The organism is Quadrisphaera setariae (assembly GCF_008041935.1).
GTDB lineage: Bacteria > Actinomycetota > Actinomycetes > Actinomycetales > Quadrisphaeraceae > Quadrisphaera > Quadrisphaera setariae.
In genome coordinates, this window is the sequence record NZ_VKAC01000016.1 from 75,157 (window position 1) to 95,803 (window position 20,647).

Below are 20,647 nucleotides of genomic sequence, written 5' to 3' on the forward strand. Positions count from 1 at the left end.
CCGCCGCCCGGGCGAGGTCAGGCGGTCCAGGCCTCGAGGTGCGCGAGCGCTGAGCGGCCGTCGGCCGGCAGCTGCCCCCACCACGCGCGCAGGTCCGCGCGGGTGGGGGCGCTGCTGGCCCCACCGGCGCGTCGCACGGACAGCGCCGAGCACACCACCGCGGCCTGGAGCTGCTCGCGCAGGGGCCAGTCCTCCAGGCCGGCGGCCATGAAGGTCGCGACGAACACGTCGCCGGCGCCGGTCGTGTCGACGACCGGCTCGTCGAAGAGGCCACCCAGCTCCGTCCGTCCGGCGCCGCCGACCTCCACCAGACCGCTGCCGTCGCAGGCGACCACGCCGCGCGCACCGCGCGTCACCACCGCGAGCCCCACGTGCTCGGCCAGCGCCGCTGCCGCGGCCTCGGGCGAGGCCGTGTCGGTGGCGCGCTGGGCCTCGTCGTCGTTGGGGACGAAGACGTCGACGTCGGCGAGGTGGGACCGCACCTGCGCGCCCCACCCGGGGGTGTCGACGTAGCCGATGCCCCCGACCACGGTGCAGCCGCGCTGGCGCAGACCCCCGACCCACAGCGGGACCGGCGCGGAGACGTCCACGTGCAGGGCGCGGGGCAGGTGCCGCGGACCCGGCTGCTGGGTGAGCTGGCGCCAGCGGGGCACCTCGTGGGTGACGAACGTCCGGTCGCCACCGGCGACGACGGCGACGGACACGGGCGTCCCGACGGCCTCGCTGCGCTCCGCCCCGTCGAGCACCAGGCCGGGCTCGCTGCTCAGCGCCGTGACGAGCCGGTCGCCCCACTCGTCGGTGCCGAACCGGGTGAGCAGCGCTGTGCGCGCGCCGACGCGCGCCGCGGCGACGGCGCGGGTGGCCGTGCCTCCGGGGCTGACGTCGAGGGATGTCGCGTAGACCTCGCTGCCCAGCACCGGCAGCGCGCCGACCCCGCCCATGACGAGGTCGAGGTAGACGGGACCGAGGAAGGCCAGGTCGACGTCGGCGGGCTGCGTCATGACGCGCGATCCTGGCACAACTGCGCGCTTTCGCGCAGCACGAGCCCCCTGTCCGCGTCGTTGACCGAAAACGCGCAGTGCGCTTGACTGGAAGTGTGCAGACGCGCCAGCGCCGGGAGCAGATCCTCGAACGGCTCGACGCCGACCGCTTCGCCTCCGTCAACGACCTCGCCGAGGCCCTGCAGGTCAGCCCCTCCACCGTGCGCCGCGACCTCCAGCAGCTCGGCGCCAGCGGCGAGCTGCGCCGCACCCACGGCGGCGCCGTCGTCCTGGACCGCACCGCTGATCGGACGTCCGACGGCGCTCTCGAGCACCCCTACGCCACCACCGCCCAGGCCGACGCCGACCTCAAGGCCGCCATGGGCCGCGCCACCGCCGCGCTGGTGCCCGACGGCGCCGTCGTCGCCCTCGACATCGGCACGACGACGCCGCTGGTCGCGCGCCACCTCGCCGGCCGACCGGTCACCGTGATCACGAGCAACCTCGCCGTGCTCGACGAGCTCCGCGACGACCCCGCCGTCGACCTCGTCCTCCTCGGCGGCTCCGTCCGCCGCAACTTCCAGACCCTGGTCGGCGCGCTCACCCTGCAGGCGCTCGCGAGCATCAGCTGCGACGTCGCCGTCCTGTCCTGCACCGGAGTGCGACCCGATGGCCGGGTCGTCGACGACATGTCGGTCGAGGCACCGACGAAGGAGGGCCTCTTGGCTGCCGCAACGCAGACCGTGCTGCTGGCGTCGCACGCGAAGTTCCCGGGCACGGGATCGCTCCAGACGACGTCGCTGGACGCCGTCGACGTGCTCGTCACCACCACCGGCGCCCCGCAGGACGCGCTCGACCGCGTCACCGCGGCCGGCGGACGGGTGGTCGTGGCGTGAAGCTCACCATCGTCGGCGGCGGCGGCTTCCGGGTGCCCGACGTCTACCGCGCGCTCCTGGCCGACTCGGGCAGCCCGCGCATCACCGAGGTGTGGCTCTACGACGTCGGCGCCGACCGCCTCGAGGCCGTGAGGACCATCCTCGCCTCCGCCGCGCGCCGGGCCCAGCTCCACGGCACCGACGCCGCCTCCGTCCCGGCGGTGCACGCCACCACCGACCTCGACGTCGCCCTGTCCGACGCCGACTTCGTCTTCTCCGCCATCCGCGTCGGTGGCCTCGCCGGCCGCGTGGCCGACGAGCGCGTGGCGCTGTCCCTCGGGGTGCTCGGCCAGGAGACGGTCGGCCCCGGCGGCATCTCCTACGGCCTGCGCACGGTGCCGGTGATGACGGCGATCGCGGAGCGCATCGCCGCGGTGGCGCCGCGCGCGGTGCTCATCAACTTCACCAACCCCGCCGGCATGATCACCGAGGCGCTGCAGCGCGTGCTCGGCGACCGCGCCGTCGGCATCTGCGACACCCCCTCCGGCCTCGGCCGCCGCATCGCCGCCGGGCTCGGCATCGACCCCCGCGAGGTGCAGCTCGACTACGCCGGCCTCAACCACCTCGGCTGGCTGCGCCGCGTGCTCCACCGCGGTGAGGACGTGCTGCCGCGGGTCCTCGCGGACGACGCGCTGCTGGGCTCCCTGGAGGAGGGCGCCGTCTTCGGCGTCGACGCGCTGCGCACGCTGGGGAACATCCCCAACGAGTACCTCTACTACTACTACTGCAACCGCGACGCCGTGCCCGCGATCCTCGAGCGGCCCCGCACCCGCGGCGAGCAGCTGGTGGTCGACCAGGCCGACTTCTTCAGCCGCGTCCGCGGCGCCGACGACCCCTGGCAGCTGTGGCAGGACACCTCCGCCGCCCGCAGCGCCACGTACATGGCCGAGGCCAAGCCCGACGACCACGTCGCCGACGCCGAGGACAGCCCCTTCCAGGGGGACGACGGCTACGCCGGCGTGGCGCTGTCGGTGATGCGCGCCGTGGCGCGCGACGAGCCCGCGACGCTGGTCCTCAACGTCCGCAACGGCGGCACGATCCCCGGGATGCCCGTGGACGCCGTCGTCGAGGTCCCCGTGCGGGTGTCGGCGCAGGGCATGGTGACCCAGCAGGTGACCCAGCCCGACCTGCACCAGCTGGGCCTCATGCAGCAGCTCAAGGCCTGCGAGCGGCACACGATCGACGCCGCGCTGTCCGGCTCGCGGGTCCAGGCGGAGAAGGCGTTCGCGCTGCACCCGCTCGTGCAGTCGCTGCCGCGCGCCAGGGCCCTGCTCGACGGCTACACCCGGGAGATCCCCGAGGTCGCCGCCACACTGGCCGCTGGCGCCGACCACACCTGCTGAGCGGCGGGCGCCGGCGGTGAAGCTGCTGCTCATCGGGCTGGACGGCCTCCGCGTCGACCTCGCCCTGCCGGAGGCGACCGCGGCGGACCCCGCGTTCGCCGCGCCGGACCACCCCGCGGACCCGCGGTTCGCCGCGGGTCCGCGGCCCGCGGGCGCCCCGGAGCAGCCCGTCGCCGGTTCCGAGGTGCTCGCGCCGACCCTCCAGCGCCTCCTCGCGCAGGGCGGGCGGATCGTCCCGGTGTGGATGACGCCGCCCACCGACTCCGGCCCGGGCTGGTCCTCCCTGCTCACGGGGACCACCCACGAGGAGAACGGCGTGTGGTGGAACGAGTTCGTCGGCCACCGGCTCTCCCGCTGCCCCGACGTGCTGTCGCAGGTGTGGTTCGCCGACCCGCGTGCTCGGACCTTCGCCGCCTGCACGTGGGCGGCGCTGGTGGACCCGAGCGGGCCGGGGCCGGTCATCCACCAGCGCGTCGACCAGCAGCTGTCCGGCCAGCACGTGCTGGTGAAGGCGACCGACTTCGCCGAGGGCTGCCGCTCCGCCGACCGCCAGGTGCGCACGAAGGCCGCGTGGGTGCTCGACCACGAGGGACCCGACGCGGGCTTCGTCCACTTCGAGGGCGTCGACGAGGCCGGTCACGACCACGGCTGCACCGGGCCCGAGTACCGCGGGGCGATCAGCGAGGTGGACGAGCACGTCCGCCACCTCGTCAAGGCCGTCGCCGAGCGGCACGAGCAGCTGGGCGAGCGCTGGCTCGTCGCCGTCACCACCGACCACGGGCACAAGCCCGAGGGCGGCCACGGCGAGGACGAGGTGGAGGTCCGCCGCTCGTTCCTCCTGCTCCACGAGGTGGGGGGAGACCTCACCCAGACCGAGCTGCCGACGACGCTGCGCAGCGAGCAGGTCACCCCGCTGCTGCTCCGGCTCCTGGGCGTCTCACGAGGCTCCTGGACCACCGACCACGAGGTCGGCGCCCGCACCGACGTCGACAGCTCCGGCCCCACCCGCGACCTCACCCACGAGTGGTGAGGGGGAGCTCCACGACGAGAGGCCCTGTCGCTGTTCCCCGCGCAGGGAGGTCGACGACGACGACGCCGTCCACGGCCCGTGCCGCCACAGGTCCACCGCCCAGGAGACGGGCGCCGTCGAGCTGCAGCGCACCGGCGCGTGCCGCGAGCCTGACCTCGCCGGCAGCGCCGTCGACGACGGCGAACGCGTGCGCGCCGTCACGGCTCGCCGTCCACCGGACCCAGTGCCCGTCGCCCTCGGAGCTGGCCGCGACGTCGGCCGGCAGCGGCCGCGTGTCGTGCACGGCCCGGCTGTTCACGGCCATCCACGCCGCGAGCCCCTCCAGGCACCGCAGCTGCAGCTCGGGGATGCGCCCGGCCGCGTCGGGCCCGACGTTCAGCAGCAGGTTGCCGCCGCGGGAGACGACGTCCACGAGGTGGCGCACCGCAGCTGGTCCGTCGAGGTGGTGCTCCGAGCCCTCGTTCCGGTTGTAGCCGAACGACAGGCCGATCCCGCGGCAGTTCTCCCACGCCTGGTCGCCCTCGAGGGCGGTGCCGGCCTGGTACTCGCTGGTGCGGAAGTCCCAGTGGGTCAGGCCCCACCTGTCGTTGACGACGCCCTCGGGACACCTGGCGTAGAAGGCGTCGAGCACGTGCGCGAACGACAGCGGGCCCTCGGGCTTGCCGGCGTCGGGCCAGTCGATGTCGCCCCACAGCACGTCGGGGGCGTACCGCTCGATGAGGTCCCGCACGTGCGCGGACGCGTAGGCGGCGTACTCGGCGTCCAGGGGACGGGCTCCGGAGTCGTCGTCGGCGTCCCAGATGGGCCCGGTGTCGGCGGCGTGCCAGTCCAGGCCGCCGGAGTAGTAGACCCCGAAGCGCAGACCGGCCGCGCGCGTCGCCCGCTCGAACTCCGCGACCAGGTCGCGACGCGGGCCGCGGGCCACGGTGTTGCGCGTGCCGGTGCTGGGCGCGTCCCAGAGGGCGATGCCGTCGTGGTGCTTGGTGGTGGGCACCACGTAGCGGGCGCCGACGCGGGCGAAGAGGGCCACGAGCGCGTCGGCGTCGAAGGCCTCGGCGCGCCAGGCGTCCAGGAAGTCGTCGTAGGGGGCGTCGCCGTAGTCCTCGCGGTGGTGCTGCGCCGCGGGGGAGCCGGGGATGCGGATGGTGTTGGCGTACCACTCGGCGTAGGGGTTGCGGAGGAACCAGTCGTCGTGGTGGCTGCCGTGCTCGCCGAGCGGCACCGCCCACGCGGGCACCGAGTAGGCGCCCCAGTGGACGAAGATCCCGAGCCCGGCGCCGGCGAACCACTCCGGCACCGGGCGCAGGAACCGCTGGTAGGCGGCAGGCCGCTGCGCGGTGGGGTCGAACATGGCCACGGGGTGCCTCTTCCTGCGAAGGGCGCCCGGTCACCACGCAGGTGGCCGGGCGCCCATGATCACGGTCGGAAAGTGCTCGGGAAGTCCATGATCACGGCGGGAAAGTGCTTCGGAGGTCCATGATCACGGACGGGGAGACGGAGTCAGGCGCGCGACACCCGGAGGGTCAGCACCTGGAACGGGCGCAGGTCCAGCTGGACGTCACCGGCGGCGGAGACGTCGAGCTGGGCGGCCCTCTCGCCGGCCAGCGCCGTGCCGTGCAGGTCCGCCACGCGCACGGCGCCCGCCGGGAAGCCCAGGTGGAGCGTGCTCGCACCGCGGGCGCCGGTCGGCTCGTAGACGCGCAGCAGCACGTCACCGGAGCCGTCGTCGGCCAGGCGCACCGACTCGACCAGAGCGTCGCCGCTCGTCGTCGTCGCCACGGACGGCACGGACACCGACCCCGCGACCGCGCGCACGGGCAGGTTCAGCTCGTACCCGTGGCGCAGGGCCTCGCGCGGCGTGGCGGCGGGCGCCACCGCGTAGGTGAAGCGGTGGGTGCCCTGGTCGGCCTCGGGGTCGGGCACGCGGGGCGCGCGCAGCAGCGACAGGCGCACCGTGGTGCACGTGCTCGCGGGCTCCCCGGGGCCGCCGCCCACCGCGGAGCGGGTGACGTCGTGGCCGTAGGTGGAGTCGTTGGCGACGACGACGCCGAAGCCCGGCTCGCCCACGTGCACCCAGCGGTGCGCGGCCACCTCGAAGCGGGCGGCGTCCCAGCTGGTGTTGGTGTGCGTGGGCCGCACGACGTGCCCGAACTGGATCTCGGAGGAGAACCGCTCGGCGTGCACGTCGAGCGGGAAGGCGGCCTTGAGCATCTTCTCGCGCTCGTGCCAGTCGACGTCGGTCTCGACCTCGAGGCGGTCCGAGCCGGCGCGCAGCACGAGCAGCTGCTCCAGGCGGCTCGCGCCGAAGGTGCGGACCACCTTGACCGACGCCACGAGCGGGCCGGAGTCGACCACCTCGACGGAGTCCGCGTCCACCAGGTCGGTCACCTGGCGGCGGTAGTGGGCGTCGACGTCCCAGGCGTCCCAGTACTTGGGGAAGTCGGTGTGGAGCTGCAGCAGGTTGGCCCGGTGCCCCACCGCCACGAGCTCGCGCCCGGAGGCGACGTCGACGACGGACGGCAGCAGCCCGTCGCCGTCGACGGCGACGCGCAGCACCCCGTTGTCCAGCAGGGTCAGGCCGTCGCGCTGCTCCACCTCGACACCGGCGTCGCCGCTGCGGCCGTCCGCGACCACGGGCGCTGCGGCCTGCGCGGCGACGGTCGCCGCCACGGCGACGCGCCCGTCGGCGAGGCGCTGGGCGCCGGCGGCGCCGTCCGCCACGAGCGGCGTGCCCTCCGGCAGCACCGCTACGCCGCGGAACGGCAGCGGGGAGGTGTTGAGCAGGGACAGGCCGCTGCCCGCGGACAGGGCGGAGGCGGCACCCTCGACGAGCGCGCTCAGCTCGGCGGCCACGCGGCCGTAGGTCTCCTCGGCCTGGCGGTGGACCCAGGCGATGGAGGAGCCGGGGAGGATGTCGTGGAACTGGTGCAGCAGCACCGTCTTCCACAGCGCGTCCAGCTCGCCCTCCGGGTAGGCGGCGCCCGAGCCGAGGACGGCGGCGGTGGCCCACAGCTCGGCCTCGCGCAGCAGGTGCTCGCTGCGGCGGTTGCCGCGCTTCGTCTTCGCCTGGGACGTGTACGTGCCGCGGTGCAGCTCGAGGTACAGCTCACCGGACCAGACGGGCGCGTCGGCGTACTCGGCCTGCGCGCGGGCGAAGAACGCGTCGGGGTGCTCGATGACCACGCGGGGGCTGCCCTCGAGGTCGGCGGTGCGGCGCGCCTTCTCCACCATCTCGCGGGTGGGGCCGCCGCCGCCGTCGCCGTGGCCGAACGGGTACAGCGACGTCGTCGCTCGTCCCTTGTCCTGGAAGTTCCGCACCACGTGGGCCAGCTCGGCGCCGTCGAAGTTGCCGTTGTAGGTGTCGGCGGGCGGGAAGTGCGTGAAGATCCGCGACCCGTCGATGCCCTCCCACCAGAAGGAGTGGTGGGGGAACTTGTTGGTCTCGTTCCAGGAGATCTTCTGGGTGAGGAACCAGTCGAAGCCGGCGAGGCGCGCCAGCTGCGGGTAGGCGGCGGTGTACCCGAAGGAGTCGGGCAGCCACACGCCGTGGGGCTCCACGCCGAGCTGCTCGCGGAAGTACTTCGTCCCGACGACGATCTGCCGGGCGAGGGCCTCGCCGCCGGGCAGGTTGCCGTCGGCCTCGACCCACTGGCCGCCCACGGGCGCCCACGTGCCGTCGGCGATGGCCTTCTTGATCCGCTCGAAGACGACGGGGTAGCGCTCCTGCGTCCACGCGTACTGCTGCGCGGAGGAGCACGCGAAGACGAGGTCGGGGTACTCCTCGGCGAGCGCCGTGACGTTGGAGAAGGTGCGGCTGTTCTTGCGCATCGTCTCGCGCAGCGGCCACAGCCACGCGGAGTCGATGTGGGCGTGACCGGCGGCGGAGACCACGTGGGCGCTGGCGGTGGCGGGCTTGGCCAGCGCCGGGGCCAGCACCGTGCGCGCTGCGGCGGCGGTGCCGGAGACGTCGCCGAGGTCGAGCGCGTCGACGCAGCGCTCCAAGGCGAAGAGCAGCTCCGCGCGGCGCGGGTCACCGGCGGCCAGCTCCTCGGCCAGCTCGCGGGCCACCTCGACGTCGAGCTGGAGGGCGTAGACCTCCTCGTCCAGGACGGCCAGGTCGGCCTTCGTGAACGTGTAGATCGGGTCCGTTCCCGCCGTGTCGGGGTGGCCCAGCGGCGTCGGCACCATGCCCCCGGCGAGGATGTCGGGGTTGGCGGCGGCCTCGAGCAGCAGGTCGACGCGCTCCCCGCCGGCGGCGGGGCGGGCGATCGGCACGTACTGGTTGCGCGGCGCGACGCCCTTGACCGGCACGCCTTCGGCGGTGTGCACGAGGCCCTCGGCCTGGTTGCCCGGCCAGTCGCCCACGAAGCCGAGGTCGATGACCGCCTCGACGCGCTGCCCGGCCCACGCCTCCGGCACGGTCCCACGCAGCCTGAACCAGCTGGTCGACCACGGCCGCCCCCAGCGGGTGCCAGCAGAGAACGGCTCGTAGGTGGCGCTCAGCGCGTCGGAGACCGGGACGGGCTCGCCGGGGACGTGCCAGACCTCCAGCTGCAGCGGGGTGGTCTCGCGGTAGACCGCCGGGACGATGCGCTCGAGCAGGATGCGCTCGACGCGCTTCGCGACGTGGCGGGTGTCGTCGTGCACGGGACTCCTCAGTCGGTGGTTCTCAGGCGTGGGGGGGCGGGCTTCTCAGACGGCGGTGAGACGGCCGGTGGCCGGCGCGGCGGCGGGCACCCGGAGCAGCTCGACGCCGGCGGCCCCCAGGGCGGCGCAGGTGGCGGGATCTGCGTCCTCGCCGGTGACGACGACGTCGAGCGCACTCGCACCGCACACGCGGGCGACGCCGGAGCCGGGGAACTTGGAGGCGTCAGCGGCGAGCACCACGCGTTCGCTGGCGGCGATCATGGCGCGCTTGATGGGCACCTCGACGATCGTCGTGTCCATCACGGACCCGTCGGGGCCGATACCGCTCGTGCCCAGCACCAGCACGTCGGCGCGCACCTGGCGCAGGGCGTCCTCGGCGAGGAAGCCGACCAGCGAGCGGTACTGGCGCCGGTGGACGCCACCCAGGACGACCAGCTCGACGTCGTCGTCGTCGCGGAGCTCGTCGAAGACGGCCATGTTCGTGGTGACCACGGTGATCGAGCGACCGTGCAGCAGCGACGCGACCTGGTGCGCGGTGGTGCCGATGTCGAGCAGCACCGTCTGGCCGTCCTGCACGAGGGCGGCGCAGGCGGCCGCGATGGCGCGCTTCTCGGGCACGTGCACGTCCGCGACCTGCGCGAAGGGCTCGTCGCGCTCGTCCGGGAGGGGGGCGGCGCCCCCGTAGACGCGCTTGAGCAGCCCCTCCTCGTCGAGCGCGATGAGGTCTCGGCGGATGGTGGCGGCGCTCTGGCCGAGCTTGTCGACCAGCGTGGTGATGGACACCGGCCCGTCGGACCTGACGATGCTGAGGATCATCTGCTGACGGCGCTCGGCGAGCATGTTGCGGACAGTACCTTGCGAACTTCTTCACGTGAAGGCTAACTTCCCCCCACGGATCGCCAAACTCCTTCAGAATCGTTCAGAAGCGAGCGCAGCGGTCAGCCAGCGCCGGCTCACCCCAGGAGCGTCACGTGAACGTGTCCCGCAGGTCCTTCCTCCTCACCTCCGGCCTGCTCGGCCTGGCCGGCACGGGGGCGCTGACGGCCTGCGGGTCCAGCGGTGCTGCCGGTGGCGGAGACGGAGACGGCAAGGAGCTGGCCTTCTGGTACTGGGCAGGCGCCATCTCCGACACCGTGGTGAAGGACGTCGCCGCCGCGCAGACCGGCATCACGATCACCCCCTCGATCATCGGCGGTGACTTCAAGCAGAAGCTGACCACCACGCTGTCGGCCGGCCAGTCCGTGCCGGACATCACTGGGGTCAAGGGCGAGGACATGCCCTCCTTCCTCACCCAGGCCGACGCCTTCCTCGACCTGAACGACCTCGGCGCCAAGGACATCGCCAGCTCGTTCTCGGCGGCCAAGTACGCTGCGGCCACCACGAAGGACGGCAAGCAGATCGGTCTCCCGATCGACCTCGGCCCCACTGCCACGTACTACCGCGAGGACTCCTTCGCCGCGGCGGGCCTGCCCACCGACCCGACCGCCGCCGGCGAGGCCGTCAAGACCTGGGACGGCTGGTTCGACGCCGCCAAGAAGGTCAAGGCCGCCACCGGCGCCGCCTCGGTGCGCAACACCACCGACATCTTCGCCGTCGCCCTCGCCCAGCAGCCCTCCACCTTCGTCACCGAGGACGGCGCCTGGGGCGGTGAGTCCGACGCGGTCAAGAAGAGCTGGGACCTGGCCGTGCAGGCCCACACCGACGGCGTCTCCGGCGCCGTGTTCGACGGCACCGGCTACAACCAGGCCCTCGCCGCCGGCACCATCGTCGGCCACGTCGGCCCGGCCTGGTTCGGCCTCGACATCGCTTCCGGCGCCCCCGACACCTCGGGCAAGTGGCGCGTCACGCAGTGCCCCGACGGCCCGGCCAACATCGGCGGCTCGTTCCTCACGCTGACCACCGCCTGCCGCAACCCGAAGGCCTCCTTCGAGTTCATCAAGACGCTGCTCACGCCGGAGAACGCCGCCAAGAGCTTCACCGACGCCAGCGTCTTCCCGGCCACGCTCGCCGCGTACGACCTGCCGGCCCTCACCGCCGGACAGGAGTTCTACGGCGGCCAGGCCACCATCGAGGTCTTCGGCCCGGCCGCTGAGGCGCTCCCGACGGTCTACGACGACGCGAACAACGCTGCGATCGCCGCGCCGTACTACACGGAGCTGTCGAACGTCGAGGGCGGCAAGGACGCGACCGCGGCCTGGAACGATGCGGTCTCCGCTGCCAAGCAGATCGCCCAGCGCGCCGGCGTGCAGTGAGATGACGCTCACCGCGCCCTCGGGTGCTCCTGGGCGCAGGGACCCGGGGGCGCTGGCTGCGTCGGCGGGGCGGGGGAGGCGGAAGCGCCTCGTCCGTCCGGCCCGCACGGGCGGGTCGCAGCAGCGGCTCGGCCCGGTCTACCTGGCGATCGCTCCGTTCTTCGTCCTCTTCGGCGTCTTCGTGCTGGTCCCGGTCGTCTTCTCGATCTGGCTGTCCTTCCAGAAGTACAGCGTGCTGGGCGGGATCGGCGCCTCTGAGTTCGTGGGGCTCCGGAACTACGAGTTCCTGGCCCAGGACGCGACGTTCCGCCGCGCCATCGTCAACAGCCTCCTGATCTGGGTGCTCGGCACCTTCCCGATGCTGGCGATGGCCATCGTGATCGCCGCGATGATCAACAGCGTCACCCGGCTGAAGTCGTTCTACCGGCTGGCGTACTTCCTGCCCAACGTCACCTCGATCGTGGCCGTGACCCTGTTCTTCGGAGCGCTCTTCAGCGAGCAGTTCGGCTTGATCAACCAGGTGCTCGAAGGTCTGGGCCTCTCGGGGGTCCCGTGGCTCACCGACCCGTGGGCGATGAAGGCGGTGGTCGCGATCCTCATCACCTGGCAGTGGTGCGGCTACAACGCGATCCTCTACCTGGCGGGCATGCAGGCCATCCCCGGTGACGTCTACGAGGCCGCGGCGCTCGACGGCGCCGGCCCGGTGCGGCAGTTCTGGTCCATCACGCTGCCGCTGCTGCGCCCGGTGATCCTCTTCACCACCGTCATCTCGACCATCACCACGCTGCAGACGTTCACCGAGCCGCAGGTGCTCTTCGGCTCCAACACGGCGGTCAACCCCAACTCCGGCGGCCCTGGCCAGGGCGCGCTGACGATGGTCCTGTACTTCTACCAGCAGGCCTTCAACAACAACGACTACGGCTACGGCGCCGCCATCGCCATGGGCGTCTTCGCCGTCGTGCTCGTGTTCGTCGTCATCAACTTCCGCCTCGCCCGCACCGGAGATGACCACTGATGGCCGTGCCCACCCTCCCTGGACCCGAGGGCTCCGCCGGCGTCGCCGCCCCAGCGCCGAAGCGGCGTCCGAGCGGCGCCGCCCGGCGCCGGTCGCTCCTCCCGCACCTGGTGCTCTGGGTCGGCGTGGTCGCAGCGCTGTTCCCGTTCTACTGGTCGGTGGTCATGGCGACCAACACCACGCGGGACATCTTCTCGACACCTCCGAAGCTGGTGCCGGGCACGCACCTGGCGGAGAACATCGCCAACGTCTTCGCGCGGATCGACTTCTTCGGGGCGCTGGCCAACACCGCGCTGGTGGCCGTGGTCACCACGGTGCTGGTGCTCACCCTGGACTCCCTGGCGGCCTTCGCGTTCGCCAAGTTCGAGTTCCCCGGGCGTCGCGTGCTCTTCGGGCTGCTCCTGCTGCTCTTCATGCTGCCCGCCCAGCTGTCGCTGATCCCCCAGTTCCTGATCATGCGCGAGCTGGGCTGGACCGGCCAGCTCCAGGCGCTGGTGGTCCCGGCCCTCGCCAACGCCTTCGGCGTGTTCTGGATGCGCCAGTACATGTCGACGTCCGTGCCCGACGAGGTGCTCGACGCCGCCCGGCTCGACGGCTGCGGCTTCTTCCGGCAGTGGTGGCACGTGGCCGTTCCGACGGCCCGCCCCGGACTGGCCTTCCTGGCGATCTACACCTTCGTCGCCGCGTGGAACGACTACGTCTGGCCACTCATCGTGCTGGTGAACCCGGAGGTCCAGACGCTGCAGACGTCCCTGGCGCAGCTCAACGTCAGCTTCGGCACCGACTACAGCATGGTCATGGCCGGAGCGCTGATGGCGATCATCCCGATCATGGTGGCGTTCCTCTTCCTCTCCCGGTGGTTCGTCGCCGACGGCGTCGCGGGTGCGGTGAAGTGACGGCGGCCGAAGGGGTCACCAGCACCGCGCGGACGTAGTCTCGCGCCGTGGCGGTGCTGGTCGACGACGCGCGCTGGCCCGCGCACGGGCGCCTGTGGGCGCACCTGGTCAGCGACGCCTCCCTGGCCGAGCTGCACGCCTTCGCTCGCGCGGCGGGCGTCCCCGCCCGCAGCTTCGACGCCGACCACTACGACGTGCCGGACGTCCTGGTCCCGGCGCTCGTCGCCGCCGGCGCCGAGCAGGTGGGAGGGCGCGAGCTCACCCGCCGCCTGCGCGCCTCCGGACTGCGCGTCAGCCAGCGCGCCAAGCGGGAGGGCGCCCGCCGGCAGCCGCCGGACTGGCCGGACCCGGCCGGCACCACCGCCGTCCTGCTCGCGGCCGGCGCGGGCACGCGCTTCGGCGGCCCCAAGGCGCTCGCGCGCGACGACGACGGCGAGCCGTGGCTCGTCCAGCGCGTCCGGGCGCTGCGCGACGGCGGCTGCGACCGGGTGCTCGTGGTGCTCGGCGCGCAGGCCGGGTCCGCGCGGCAGCTGGTGCCCCCCGGAGCGGACGTCGTCGTCGCGCAGGACTGGGCCGACGGGATGAGCGCGTCCCTGCGGGCGGGCCTGGCCGCCCTCGCCGCGGCCGAGCCCCCGGTCGCGGCGGCGCTCGTGGCGCTGGTGGACACCCCGGGACTGCGCCCCGACGTCGTGCGCCGGGTGCTCGGCGCCGTTCCCACCCCGCGTCCCACCCCGTCCGCGCTGGCCCGCGCCACCTACGGCGGCCGGCCCGGCCACCCCGTGCTCCTCGGGCGCGCGCACTGGTCGGCGGCCGCCGCCGCGGCCCGCGGTGACCGCGGCGCGGGCCCGTACCTCCGCGACGCCGGCGCCCGCCTGGTGGAGTGCGGTGACCTGGACGGCGGGGAGGACGTCGACGCCCGACCTACCCTGGCCCCGTGACAGCCCCCGCCGAGCACCCGCCGGCCCGCCTCGACGAGCCCGCCCGCCGCGTGGCGCTGGCCGCGGTCACCGACGCGCCCCTCGACGTGGACGCCCACGCCGACCTCGTCGGCAGCCGCGCCGCCGGTGCCGTCGTGACGTTCTCCGGGGTGGTGCGCGACCACGACCACGGCGCCGCCGTGGACCGCCTCGTCTACGTGGCGCACCCCACCGCCGTCCGCGTCCTGGCCGACGTCGTCGCCGACGTCGCGTCGCGGCACCCCGTGGACGCCGTCGCGGTCTCGCACCGGATCGGCCCGCTCGCGGTGGGGGACGTGGCGCTCGCCGTGGCGGTGTCCGCGGCCCACCGGGGCGAGGCGTTCACCGCCGCGGCGGCGCTCGTCGACGAGGTGAAGGACCGGCTGCCGGTCTGGAAGCACCAGTTCCTCGCTGACGGCACCGACGAGTGGGTCGCCTGCCCCTGACGTCCTCCGGCGCGCCTGCGCGATCCGAGGGCCTTCCCTCCCTACCGTCATCCGTGACTGGTGTGACGGATGTGACTGGAGGTGGAGGGTGGGCGGTCCGTACCGCGGTCCCGACCGTCGTCCGAGCATCCCCCCTGGCGCCCACGACCGGTCGCCGGTGGTCCTCGCCGCGGCAGGGGGCGCCGGTGCCGCTGCGCTCGTGGACGCCGCGACGGGCCCGGACGCCCAGGCGGCGCTGGCCGCGGTGGTCGGTGCGGCCCCCCTGGTGGTCGCCACCGTGCTGCTGCTGTGCGCCTGGCGCGTGGGCGGTCGTGCCAGGCCGGCGCACGCCGCCGTCGCGCTGGCCCTCGCCGGCGGGACCGGACCGCTCGTGGCGTGGCTGGCCACCAGCGCCGCGCCCGCTGCCGCCACCGCACCGGTCACGGCCGTGGCCCTCGCCGCGGGCCTGCTCGCCGCCGTCCCGCACGCCGGCGCCGCCAGCCGGGGCGCGGAGGTCGACACCGACCTCCGCCCGGCCGCCGCGGTGCTCGCCGGCAGCGGCCTCGTGCTCGCGGCCGGGGCCGGCGCCGCGGCCCTGGCCGGGATGGGCTGGCTGCCCGCGCTGCCACCGCCGGCCTCGCTGGGGCACGCACCGTGGGCCGTGGCGTGGCCCGCGGTCCTCGGGTCGGCCAGCGGGACGGCCCTCGTGCTCGCCGCCCGCAGCCTGCGCTCCTCCCTCAGCTCCCAGCGCCTGCGCGGTCTGCGCGCCGTCGCCGGGCTCCAGCGCTCCGCCGCCGACGCCGAGCACGACCGCGCGCGACGCCACGACGCCCGCAGCGCCCTCGCCGCCGTCCGCGCGGCCAGCGCCGTGCTCACCGGCGAGCAGCCGGGCGTGCTCGACCCCGCCGCGCAGCGCGCGCTGGCCGCTGCCCTGCGCTCCGAGCTCGGTCGCGTCGAGCGCCTGCTCGGCGACGGCCCCCCCGCCGCGGGCCCGGACCGGCCCGGCGTCGTCGACCTGCGCGAGGCCCTGACCCCCCTGGTGGCCGCCTGGCGGGCCCGCGGCCTCGACCTCACCGGTCCACCTCCGGGGCCGCCGGTCCACGCCCTCGGCCACCCCGACGCGGTGCGCCGGGCGGTCTCCAACCTCCTCGACAACGCCGCCCGGCACGCGCCCGGCGCCGCCGTGACGCTCAGCGTCTCCGCCGGCGGGCACGACGACGACGGCGCGGCGCTCCTCGTCGTCCACGACGACGGGCCCGGCGTCCCCGCGGTCGCGCGCGAAGCGGTCTTCCGCCCCGGCGCGCGCCTGTCGCAGGCCACGCCCGGGCAGGGCCTGGGGCTGGCCTCCGCCCGCACCCTCGCCGAGGCCGACGGCGGCTCGCTGCGGCTCGTCGAGTCAGACCGCGGGGCCCGCTTCGAGCTCCGCCTCCCCGTCCCCGCCGATCTCCCCGCCGATCTCCCCGAGGAGGTGACCGCACGGTGACGCGACGACGCGTCGTGCTGGTCGACGACCACCAGCTGCTCGCCCAGGCGCTCGCGGCGTCCCTGGCCGCCTCCGGGCTCGCGGCCGAGGTGCACCCGCCGCCGCGCGGCCCCGACCTGCACGGGGAGCTGGTGGCGGAGCTGGCCGCGGACCCGCCGGCCGTCGTCGTCGTCGACCTCCACCTCGGGGCCGGCGACCCCACCGGGGGAGACCGGCTGGTCGGCGAGCTGGCCCCCGTGGCGCCCGTGCTCGTGCTCACCGCCGAGGAGGACCGCGCCCGCTGGGGGCGCTGCCTGCGCTCGGGCGCCTGGGCGGTGGTCTCCAAGCAGCGGCCCCTGCCGGACCTGGTGGCGGCGGTGGAGGCCGTCGCGGCGGGGGAGGACGTGCTGCGCGCCCGCGAGCGGGCGGCGCTGCTCGTGGCCGCCGACCGCGCCGAGCGCGAGGAGGCGCAGCGCCTGGCGCCGTTCCGCGCGCTCACCCCCCGCGAGCGGGCGGTGCTGGACGCGCTGGTGGAGGGGGTGGCCGCCGCGGACATCGCCGCGGGGGCGTGCGTGTCGGAGGCGACCGTGCGCAGCCAAATCCGCGCCGTCCTCACCAAGCTGGGGGTGCGCTCGCAGCTGGCGGCCGCAGCGGCGGCCCGGCGCGCGGGGTGGGCGCGCGACGCCGCCTGAGCTTCATCGATTTCGGGGATGACCCCGTCCCCGCAGGCGCTCGACCCTGGACCCCATGAACGGCAGGATCCTCAAGGCCGCCCTGGCGGGCGGCGGCGCGCTGGCGCTCCTCGGTGCGGGCACCACGTACGCCGCGTTCTCCTCCACGAGCACGGTCTCCGCCTCCCGCGTCACCGCGGCCGGCTTCTCCGCCGGGGCTGCGACGGCGGGCGCCGCCAGCGGCGGCGCGCTCGTGCCGGGCGGGCCGGGGGTCTCCCAGACCTACCTCGTGCAGAACAGCAGCGCTGCGCCGTCCTCGGTGGGGGTGTCGCTGGGCAACCTCGTCAACCGCGAGAACGGCTGCAGCGGTGACGAGGTGCTCTTCGACGCCGACTGCAGCAGCAACGCCGGCGGCCTCGGCGACCTCGCCAACCAGGCGGTCGTGTCGGCGGTGGCGTTCCCCGCGGTGGACGGCAGCAGCGTCGACGCGCGCTGCCCCGCCGCCACCGCCGCTGCCAGCGGCAAGGCCGGTGTGCTCGTGGGCCCGGTGCCGGTGGCGCCGGTGACCACCACCAAGACGGTCAACGCCCCCGGCTCGACGACGACGTCGACCACGCTCGAGACCTACCTCGCCGACCCCTCCTCGCTCGCGGCCGTGGTCAACGGGCCGCGGTACTGGGACTTCTCCGCCCTCCCGCCGGTGCCCGCCAAGGGCGCCGCGTGCGTGCGCGTGACGCTGACCCTGCCGCTGCGCGACGACAACAACGCCGTGCAGGGCGACACCGCCGACTTCGACGTGCGGCTGCGCCTCGCGCAGGTCGTCGCGCCGAGCACGACCTCGACGGCCACGTCGACCAGCACGGCGACCAGCACCGCGACCGCGGCCGCAGCCGGGGCCTGACCGTGCGCGCGTCGCCGTCGGCGCGCACGGGCCGGCACACCGCCGTGGTGGCGCGGCCCGCAGCAGCCGTGGCGCAGGGTGCGGCGCGCCGGACCCTGCGCGCGGCGTCCACGGCGGTGGCCGCGCTCACCCTCGCGGTGGTGCTGGCGGCGCTCGCCGCCACCGCGGTGGTGCCGCGCCTGACGGGGGCGACGTCCCTGGTGGTGCTCACCGGCAGCATGGCCCCGGGCATGCCCGCGGGGTCGGTGGCCGTGGTGCGCCCGGTGGACCCGGCCTCGCTGCACGTCGGTGACGTGGTCACCTACGAGGTGGCCGGCGGGGGAGCGCTCATCACGCACCGCGTGGTGGGCACCGGGCACGACGCGGCCGGCGCGCTGCAGCTCACCACCCGCGGCGACGCCAACGACGACGACGACCTGCCCGTCCCGGCCGCCGCCGTCCGCGGCCAGCTCTGGTACTCCGTGCCGTGGGTCGGGTACGCCAGCGACCTGCTGCGCGGCAGCGTCGGCGGGCTCCCCGAGCGCGTGGTGGCGGTCCTGCTGGCAGGGGCCGGTCTGCTCGTCTACGCCTGCTGCCAGGTGGCCGCGGTCGTCCGCGACCGGCGGCGCGAGGCGCCGGCCCGGACGGCCGCCGCAGGAGCGGTCGGGTGGACGGGGCGCACGGCGAGCCGCGAGCTCGCCGTGGTGACGCTGGAGGTCGGGGACGACCTCGACGTCGACGCCTTCGAGCGCGCCCTCGAGGCCTGCGCCGGCACGGTGCTGGCCACCACGGACACCACCGTCAGCGTGGCGGTCACCGCTGCTCCGGCGCTGGTGGACGAGGCGGTGGCCCGGTTCCGGGCGCTCGCCGCCGCCGACGTGCAGCGCAGCGGCCCCCTCTCGGCGCCCCTCGGCCCCGGTTCCCCGCGCCTGAGGGCATGAGCGCGCCCCGCCTCACCGGCCTGCCGCTGGTCACCGCGCTCAGCGCCCTGGCGCTGGGCTGCTGGCTGGCGAGCACGGGCACCACCCGGGCGGAGCTGAGCAGCACGGCCGTGGTCCGCGCGAGCGTCTCCGCAGGGACGTGGAGCACACCCCCTGAGCACCACCCGACGGCCACACCGACGGCCACATCGACGGACGCGCTGTCCGCGGCGCAGCGACCACCAGCGGCGGATGCACCCGAGCAGGCGCAGTCATCTCCACCGACGCACACACGGGCGCCATCGGTCACGCCGACCCGCGAGCCGTCAGCGACACCGCCGTCAGGCCGCACGCCATCAGCTCCGCCCTCGAGCGCCGCCTCGACGTCCACCGCCGCGCCTCCGCCCGCCGAGACCACGCCCGGGGCGTCGACCGCCTCGACGGCCGCACCGCCGTCGTCGTCCCCAGACCCCTCCGAGACGGCCACCGCGCCGGCGCCGTGAGGCGCGGTCAGCCGCCGGCGAAAGGCGGCAGGACGTCGACCTGCAGGCGCTGCCCACCGGCGGGGGCCGCGAGCACCGCGCCGCGGTCGCGGACGGCCACCTCGTCGGCCAGGAGGCTGGCGACCTCCAGCACCGGCACCAGGCGGGGGTGCCGCTGGGCGAGCGCGGTGACGAGCTGCGCGGCCGTGGCGCCGTCGTCGACCTCCACCAGCTCCTCGTCGATCCCGGCGGCGGCGGCCGCACCTGCGAAGTAGCGCACCTGCAGCTCCACCTCAGCCGCCGATCGCGCTCATCGGGCGGGTGGGGCGCTGCCCGAAGCCCACCGCGGCCGGGTCGTCGCTGCCGTGCCCGGCGACCTTGCCCCACATGGCGCCGCGCCAGGCGTCGGCCACCTGCTCGTCGGTCGCGCCGGAGCGCAGGAGTGCGCGCAGGTCGTGCTCGCGGGAGCCGAACAGGCACTCGCGCACCTGCCCGTCGGCGGTCAGGCGGGTGCGGTCGCAGTCGGCGCAGAACGGGCGCGTCACCGAGGCGATGACACCCACCGTGCCGAGGGCCTCGCCGTCCGAGGGCGCGCCGGAACTGTCGAGGCGGCGCACGTGCCACAGCTCGGCGGGAGAGGAGCCGCGCACCGAGCTCGGCTCGGGCTGCAGTCCGAAGCGCGCGGCCAACGAGGCGAGCACCTCGGCGGCGTCGACCATCTGCGAGCGGTCCCACGCGCCGTGCGGGTCCAGCGGCATCTGCTCGATGAAGCGCAGCTGGTAGCCCTCGTGCAGGGCCCACTCGAGCAGGTCCGGGGCCTCGTCGTCGTTGACGCCGCGCAGGAGGACCGCGTTGACCTTGACGGGACCGAGCCCCGCGTCGGCAGCGGCCCGCAGGCCGGCGAGGACGTCGCCGAGCCGGTCGCGGTGGGTGATCTGCGCGAAGCGCTCGGCCCGGAGGGTGTCGAGGGAGGCGTTGACGCGGGTCAGACCAGCGGAGGCCAGGGCGGCGGCCCGGCGCTCCAGGCCGAGGGCGTTGGTGGTCAGCGACGTCTCGGGTGCACGACCGTCAGCGGTGCGCAGCGCGGAGGTGGCGGCCACGATCCGCTCCAGGCCCTTGCGCAGCAGCGGCTCACCGCCGGTGAAGCGGACCTCGTCGACGCCGAGGTGCTCCACGGCGACGGTGATGAGGCGGACGACCTCGTCGTCGCTGAGGAGCTGGCTCGCCGGGGTCCAGTCGAGGCCCTCCGGCGGCATGCAGTACGTGCACCGCAGGTTGCAGCGGTCCGTGAGGCTCACGCGCAGGTCCGTGGCGGTGCGGCCGTGCTTGTCGAGCAGCCCGGGCGCTGATGCGACGGGCGGGCGGTCAGCGGGCAGGGGAGTGATGAGGTCAGCTGCGGCCGGGCCACCGCTCCCGGTCGGCGCGGCGCTGCGCAGCCGGGGGATGCCGAGGGCGACGCTCACCGCACCAGCCTAGGTCGCGTCATCGCCAGGGTCCGCTCGGCGAGGGGCCGTGCGGTGCAGCGGGGCTCGGCCGGCGCGGCTCCCAGGGGCGCGTGGAGGTCGCCGACGCAGTGGAGTGCGTCAGCATCCGGCAGGACCAGCAGGAGGATGCCTCGAGCCGCTCAAGCGCAGGTCACAGGCACACCAGGACTTGTTGATCCGAACACCTGTACGGTAAGATCACGAGCATGAGCGAGGTGGATGAGCGCCCCCAGGAGACGCCGCCACCTGCCCCCACCACCCCAGGAACC

The 20,647-nt window shown here is 75.0% G+C and carries 18 protein-coding genes; 12 read left to right on the forward strand and 6 right to left on the reverse strand.

Translation table 11 applies throughout. The features are described from left to right. Positions 1-17: 17 nt before the first annotated feature. A complete protein-coding gene (locus FMM08_RS20945; protein ID WP_147928285.1) occupies positions 18-1,001 on the reverse strand; it encodes a carbohydrate kinase family protein in 984 nt (327 codons plus the stop codon). A 95-nt stretch (positions 1,002-1,096) separates the two neighbouring features. Between FMM08_RS20945 and FMM08_RS20950 the strand changes: the two genes are divergently transcribed. Genes FMM08_RS20950 through FMM08_RS20960 form a run of 3 tightly spaced genes read left to right on the forward strand, consistent with a single transcriptional unit; the run spans position 1,097 to position 4,288 of the window. Further along, the gene (locus FMM08_RS20950; RefSeq protein ID WP_147928286.1) at positions 1,097-1,876 is read left to right on the forward strand and encodes a DeoR/GlpR family DNA-binding transcription regulator; all 780 of its coding nucleotides are present in this window, start codon (positions 1,097-1,099) and stop codon (positions 1,874-1,876) included. Continuing rightward, positions 1,873-3,258 carry a 6-phospho-beta-glucosidase gene (locus tag FMM08_RS20955; protein ID WP_147928287.1) on the forward strand — a complete coding sequence of 462 codons (1,386 nt, stop codon included), beginning with the start codon at positions 1,873-1,875 and terminating at the stop codon, positions 3,256-3,258. Before FMM08_RS20950 ends, FMM08_RS20955 begins: the two co-directional genes overlap by 4 nt. A 16-nt stretch (positions 3,259-3,274) precedes the next feature. Then, positions 3,275-4,288, forward strand: a complete 1,014-nt coding sequence (locus FMM08_RS20960; protein ID WP_147928288.1) for an alkaline phosphatase family protein — start codon at positions 3,275-3,277, stop codon at positions 4,286-4,288. On the opposite strand, the gene FMM08_RS20965 is transcribed toward FMM08_RS20960, so the two are convergent. The 3 genes from FMM08_RS20965 to FMM08_RS20975 form a co-directional block, all read right to left on the reverse strand. Next, on the reverse strand, positions 4,272-5,645 hold the full coding sequence (locus FMM08_RS20965; protein WP_222711035.1) for an alpha-L-fucosidase: 1,374 nt from the start codon (positions 5,643-5,645) through the stop codon (positions 4,272-4,274). The two genes, FMM08_RS20960 and FMM08_RS20965, sit on opposite strands and share 17 nt — an antisense overlap. A 143-nt stretch (positions 5,646-5,788) precedes the next feature. Next, the gene (locus tag FMM08_RS20970) at positions 5,789-8,935 is read right to left on the reverse strand and encodes an alpha-mannosidase (RefSeq protein WP_147928289.1); all 3,147 of its coding nucleotides are present in this window, start codon (positions 8,933-8,935) and stop codon (positions 5,789-5,791) included. Between the two features lie 45 nt (positions 8,936-8,980). Beyond that, complete coding sequence (locus FMM08_RS20975; protein WP_147928290.1) at positions 8,981-9,775, reverse strand: DeoR/GlpR family DNA-binding transcription regulator; 795 nt, start codon at positions 9,773-9,775, stop codon at positions 8,981-8,983. 131 nt (positions 9,776-9,906) lie between these two features. Here FMM08_RS20975 and FMM08_RS20980 point away from each other — a divergent pair, with 131 nt between their 5' ends. The 9 genes from FMM08_RS20980 to FMM08_RS21015 all read left to right on the forward strand — a co-directional run bounded on the left by FMM08_RS20980 (position 9,907) and on the right by FMM08_RS21015 (position 18,433). Next, positions 9,907-11,187: an ABC transporter substrate-binding protein gene (locus FMM08_RS20980; RefSeq protein WP_147928291.1), complete on the forward strand. Its 1,281-nt coding sequence runs from the start codon at positions 9,907-9,909 to the stop codon at positions 11,185-11,187. A gap of 1 nt (position 11,188) precedes the next feature. Continuing rightward, complete coding sequence (locus FMM08_RS20985) at positions 11,189-12,202, forward strand: carbohydrate ABC transporter permease (protein ID WP_147928292.1); 1,014 nt, start codon at positions 11,189-11,191, stop codon at positions 12,200-12,202. Next, the gene (locus tag FMM08_RS20990) at positions 12,202-13,098 is read left to right on the forward strand and encodes a carbohydrate ABC transporter permease (RefSeq protein WP_147928293.1); all 897 of its coding nucleotides are present in this window, start codon (positions 12,202-12,204) and stop codon (positions 13,096-13,098) included. The genes FMM08_RS20985 and FMM08_RS20990 overlap by 1 nt, the downstream gene beginning before the upstream one ends. 47 nt (positions 13,099-13,145) lie before the next feature. Next, positions 13,146-14,036: a DUF4031 domain-containing protein gene (locus tag FMM08_RS20995; RefSeq protein ID WP_147928294.1), complete on the forward strand. Its 891-nt coding sequence runs from the start codon at positions 13,146-13,148 to the stop codon at positions 14,034-14,036. Further along, entirely contained in the window at positions 14,033-14,500 is a 468-nt protein-coding gene (locus FMM08_RS21000; RefSeq protein WP_147928295.1) for a molybdenum cofactor biosynthesis protein MoaE, read from the forward strand. The genes FMM08_RS20995 and FMM08_RS21000 overlap by 4 nt, the downstream gene beginning before the upstream one ends. Before the next feature lie 88 nt (positions 14,501-14,588). Next, positions 14,589-15,962: a sensor histidine kinase gene (locus FMM08_RS21005; RefSeq protein WP_147928296.1), complete on the forward strand. Its 1,374-nt coding sequence runs from the start codon at positions 14,589-14,591 to the stop codon at positions 15,960-15,962. Further along, the gene (locus FMM08_RS21010) at positions 15,959-16,633 is read left to right on the forward strand and encodes a LuxR C-terminal-related transcriptional regulator (RefSeq protein ID WP_147928297.1); all 675 of its coding nucleotides are present in this window, start codon (positions 15,959-15,961) and stop codon (positions 16,631-16,633) included. Before FMM08_RS21005 ends, FMM08_RS21010 begins: the two co-directional genes overlap by 4 nt. 55 nt (positions 16,634-16,688) lie before the next feature. After that, positions 16,689-17,513: a hypothetical protein gene (locus FMM08_RS23210; protein ID WP_187279908.1), complete on the forward strand. Its 825-nt coding sequence runs from the start codon at positions 16,689-16,691 to the stop codon at positions 17,511-17,513. A gap of 2 nt (positions 17,514-17,515) precedes the next feature. After that, positions 17,516-18,433, forward strand: coding sequence for a signal peptidase I (locus FMM08_RS21015; RefSeq protein ID WP_187279909.1), 918 nt, complete (start codon positions 17,516-17,518; stop codon positions 18,431-18,433). A 489-nt stretch (positions 18,434-18,922) separates the two neighbouring features. Here the strand turns inward: FMM08_RS21015 and FMM08_RS21020 are convergent, their stop codons facing one another. Next, the gene (locus FMM08_RS21020; RefSeq protein WP_147928313.1) at positions 18,923-19,180 is read right to left on the reverse strand and encodes a MoaD/ThiS family protein; all 258 of its coding nucleotides are present in this window, start codon (positions 19,178-19,180) and stop codon (positions 18,923-18,925) included. A 7-nt stretch (positions 19,181-19,187) separates the two neighbouring features. Beyond that, a complete protein-coding gene (moaA, locus tag FMM08_RS21025) occupies positions 19,188-20,357 on the reverse strand; it encodes a GTP 3',8-cyclase MoaA (protein ID WP_255472666.1) in 1,170 nt (389 codons plus the stop codon). Between the last annotated feature and the right edge of the window lie 290 nt (positions 20,358-20,647).

Excerpts from the sequence above, each read along its gene's own strand:
- FMM08_RS20990 (WP_147928293.1), top strand. The coding sequence starts at position 12,202 with ATGGCCGTGCCCACCCTCCCTGGACCCGAGGGCTCCGCCGGCGTCGCC.
- FMM08_RS20985 (WP_147928292.1), top strand. The coding sequence starts at position 11,189 with ATGACGCTCACCGCGCCCTCGGGTGCTCCTGGGCGCAGGGACCCGGGG.
- FMM08_RS23210 (WP_187279908.1), top strand. The coding sequence starts at position 16,689 with ATGAACGGCAGGATCCTCAAGGCCGCCCTGGCGGGCGGCGGCGCGCTG.
- FMM08_RS20945 (WP_147928285.1), bottom strand. The coding sequence starts at position 1,001 with ATGACGCAGCCCGCCGACGTCGACCTGGCCTTCCTCGGTCCCGTCTAC.
- FMM08_RS20975 (WP_147928290.1), bottom strand. The coding sequence starts at position 9,775 with ATGCTCGCCGAGCGCCGTCAGCAGATGATCCTCAGCATCGTCAGGTCC.